Source organism: Pseudomonas sp. Pseusp3, from assembly GCF_047304225.1.
Classification (GTDB): Bacteria; Pseudomonadota; Gammaproteobacteria; order Pseudomonadales; family Pseudomonadaceae; genus Aquipseudomonas; species Aquipseudomonas fluorescens_CD.
Map to the genome: position 1 here is coordinate 1 of NZ_JBGLYV010000198.1, position 3,727 is coordinate 3,727.

Annotated in this window: 3 protein-coding genes; all 3 read right to left on the bottom strand. The window is 64.8% G+C overall.

Translation table 11 applies throughout. From position 1 onward, the window contains the following. Window positions 1-91: 91 nt before the first annotated feature. Genes ACCD00_RS30325 through ACCD00_RS30335 form a run of 3 tightly spaced genes read right to left on the bottom strand, consistent with a single transcriptional unit; the run spans window position 92 to window position 3,624 of the window. Entirely contained in the window at window positions 92-1,138 is a 1,047-nt protein-coding gene (locus tag ACCD00_RS30325; RefSeq protein WP_413428877.1) for an ABC transporter substrate-binding protein, read from the bottom strand. Between the two features lie 18 nt (window positions 1,139-1,156). Next, window positions 1,157-2,272 (bottom strand): NAD(P)/FAD-dependent oxidoreductase, encoded by a 1,116-nt coding sequence (locus tag ACCD00_RS30330; protein ID WP_413428878.1) that lies wholly within the window; start codon window positions 2,270-2,272, stop codon window positions 1,157-1,159. Next, window positions 2,269-3,624 carry an FAD-dependent oxidoreductase gene (locus tag ACCD00_RS30335; RefSeq protein ID WP_413428879.1) on the bottom strand — a complete coding sequence of 452 codons (1,356 nt, stop codon included), beginning with the start codon at window positions 3,622-3,624 and terminating at the stop codon, window positions 2,269-2,271. Before ACCD00_RS30335 ends, ACCD00_RS30330 begins: the two co-directional genes overlap by 4 nt. Window positions 3,625-3,727: the final 103 nt, after the last annotated feature.

Consider the following 3,727-nt stretch of genomic DNA (forward strand, 5'->3'; position numbering starts at 1 on the left):
CTGCCTGAGTGCCCGCGTTATCCAGAGTTTTTCGCGAGCAAGCTCGCTCCTACAGGGGGCTTCGTTTGCAAAGTGCAGTCGTGTCGGTCGCCTATCGCTCGATATTCCGGTTCCACCGGGCATTCCACGCGGGGCGCTGTTCGTTGACCTGATCCCAATCCACCGCGATGGCCGTCTGCAGGTATTTTTTCATCGCTTCGACCTGGCCGCGGGTCCGGTCGGAGGTCGGGGTATTGGGGTTGGAAGGAATCTGGTCGCCGTCCTCAAGCGCAGCGGCCTGGGCTTCCGGGGTGAGCAGGAACGCGGCGAGTTTTTGCGCCAGTTCCGGCTGCGTGTTGTTGGCGATGGCGCATTCGGCGACGTTGAGCACCACGGCGCCTTCCTTGGGCTGTGCGTATTCCACCGGCATGCCCTTGAGTTTCAGCGCGGTGACCTGGGTCGGTGTCAGCGGGAACAGCGCGGCTTCGTCGGTCTGGAGCATTTCTGAAATCTTTGCCGAGCTCGGAATATATTCCAGCACGTTGCGCCCGACGGTGTCTGGCCAGGCCTTGAAGCCCGGATCGACGTTGGTTTCGCTACCGCCCTGAATCCGGTTGAACATCAGGAAGCCGTGCAGGCCGAAGGTAGAGGAGGCCATCGACTGGAACACAACCTTGTCCTTGTATCGAGGATCGGCCATGTCCATCCACGAGGTCGGCGCATTCCAGCCTTTCTCCTTGAACAGGCGGGTGTTGTAGGCCAGCCCGGTGACGCCGAGGCTGACGGCCACCGCTTCATCCTTGATGCGCCCCTTGGCCGGAATTTGCGCAAGGGTCGGGTTGTCCTGGAGTTTGCCGCACAGGCCCATGGCGATGGCGCGGTACATGATGCCGTCGTCGAGGAACATCACGTGCATCTGCGGGTTGTCCTTGCTGGCCTGGACCTTGGCCAGGATATCGGCGGAGGTGCCCGGCACGATCACCACCTTGACGTTGTTGGCCTTCTCGAAAGCCGGCAGTACCTTGTCGGCGTAAAGCCGCTCCATGGTCCCGCCGTTCATGCCCAGGTAAAGCACCGGTTCGGCGTTGGCCTGGGTGATGGTGAGCAGGGCGCTCATGCAGGACAAACCGAGCAGTGCGTTGCGTTTGAGGTTTTTCATTGGCGCGACCTTCCTCTATCAAGCTACGGAGATGGAGTGAAACCGGGTGATGGAAAACGCATCCAGCGACGTCTTTGACGCGCCGCTACAGATGATCTCGGTGAGCGCCTGGCCCACCGCCGGGCCGATCTGGAAACCGGCGCCGGCAAAGCCGAACGCATGCAACAGACCAGGCTGGGTACGGCTGTGGCCGATCACCGGTTGGCGATCGGGCAGATAACCTTCAGTGCCGCTCCAGGTCCGAATCGCCTGGGCGCCCTCAAGAAACGGGTAGAGCTCGACGGCCTGGCGCAGGATTTCCAGCACGGCGCCTTGACCGGGGCGGGCGCGGGCGTCGTCCAGAGCGAACCCCTGGCCGCCGCCCAACACGCAATTGCCGCGCGCGACCTGACGCGCATAGATGCCGCCACCCTCGACGCCAGTGCTGGCATCCATGACCAGCGGCAAGGGTTCGGTGACCAGCATCGCCGGGTGTCCGGAGTGCATCGGCACTGGCTCGCCGAATTGCGCGGCCAGGCTGCCGGCCCAGGCCCCGGCGCAGTTCAACAGCCAGGGCGCGTGCAGCTCCAGGCCGGTTTGCGTGCGCACGCGAAAGCGCTGGCCGTCGTGTTCCACGGTGGTGACCGTGCATTGCTCATGTACCTGCACACCGTGGCGCCGCGCCGCCCGGGCGAATGCAGGGGACACCAGACGCGGGTTGGCGTGACCGTCATCCGGGCAATACGAGGCGCCCACTGCGACGTCTCCCACCCATGGAAAACGCCGGCGCAGTTCGGTGCGCTCAAGCACCTGCAAATCGAGGCCGAAGCCCTGGCTGCTGGCGGCGTAGTCTTGCAGGGCACGCAAATCGTCTGTACTGCGGGCGAGTTTCAGGTGGCCGCTGCGTTGATATTCACCGTCGATGCCGATCAATTGCGGCAGTTGCGCCCAGATGGCGTGTGCCCGTTGCGACAGCGGCAATTGCGACAACGGTCGGCCTTGGCGGCGAACGCCACCGTAGTTGACGCCGCTGGAATGCGAACCGCAGAAGTCCCGCTCCAGCAGCGCCACGCGACGCCCGGCCTTGCCGAGAAACAGCGCCGCCGAAGCACCGACAATACCGCCGCCGATGATAATTGCGTCGACTTCGGTCATGCGTCGATCTCCAGGCCAAAGGGCAGCGGCTTGATGGGGGCCTGAGCCCGCAGCCGGCCGATGTCGGACACGGCGCGCCCACTTTCACAGGCAATGATTTCCGCTGCGGCCGCACCACACATCCGCCCCTGACAGCGACCCATGCCGACCCGGCAATGGGCCTTGACCCGATTGATTTCCCAATGACCCTCGCGCACCACTTCACGAATATCGCCGGCGCGGACTTCCTCGCAGCGGCAAACCATCACGTCATCGGCGATGCTGGAGGCCCAGTTCTCGGGAAAGGCGAAGGCGCGTTCCAGGCCCCGGCGAAAATCGCCGATGCGTTCCAGCACCTGTTCAAGCTGTGCGGCGCGTTGCGTCGGGATCAGGCAGCCGATGTCTTCGAGCAGCGCCAATGCGGCGCGCTCGCCAGCCATTTCCGCGGCGTCGGCGCCCATGATCCCGGCACCGTCACCGGCCAGGTAGACCTCGGCGACGCTGCTGCGCCCGGCGCGCTCACGTTGTGGCAGCCAGGCGCGGTTGAGCGGGTTCCAGGCAAACTCGCAACCGAGCAGGTCGGCGAGCTGGGTTTCGCTGCGCAGGCCGTGAGCGAAGGCGACGGCATCGCAGTCCAGTCGATGTTCGCCTTTTGTGTCACACCAGATCAGCGCCTGCACCCGTTGTTCGCCTTCGACGCGTTTCAAGGTTGCGCCCTGATGCACCGGGATGCCATGGGCGGCCAGCCAGCCACGGTAATAGATGCCTTTGGCCAACGTGGCCGGTTGCGACAGCAGGCCGGGCAGGGCGCGGGCCTGGGCGCTGAAGGGCGAGCTGTCGAGCACCGCGACCACCTTGGCGCCGGCCTTGGCGTATTGATACGCGACCAGGTACAGCAGCGGGCCGCTGCCGGCAAACACCACACGCTCGCCAATGGCACAGCCCTGGAATTTCAAGGCGATCTGCGCCGCGCCGAGGCTGTAGACCCCGGGTAGCGTCCAGCCCGGCACTGGCAGAATCCGGTCGGTGGCGCCGGTGGCGACGATCACCCGGGAAAACTCCAGTCGTGCGGCACGTCCGTCCTGCACGGTGTCGAGGGCGCCGTCCTCGGCGTTCCACACCAGGGTTTCAGGGCGGTAATCGATCTGCTCGCGCAGCTCATCGATGGTCTGGTGAAGGGCGTTGGCCTTGCGTGCTTCGAAGCCATACAGCTTGACCGGCGAGCGCTTGAAATTGGCCGGCTGACGCCGATAAATCTGCCCGCCACCGCGCGAAGCTTCGTCCAGCAGCACCGGGCGAACACCGTGGGCAACCAGGGTTTGCGCCGCACGAATACCGGCAGGGCCGGCGCCGATGATGACCACGGGTTTCATGCGCACCTCGGCTGCTGTGCTTTTGTGGGAGCGGGCTTGCTCGCGAAGAGGGCGGCAAATCCAGCACAGAGGTTGACTGACAGACCGCTTTCGCGAGCAAGCC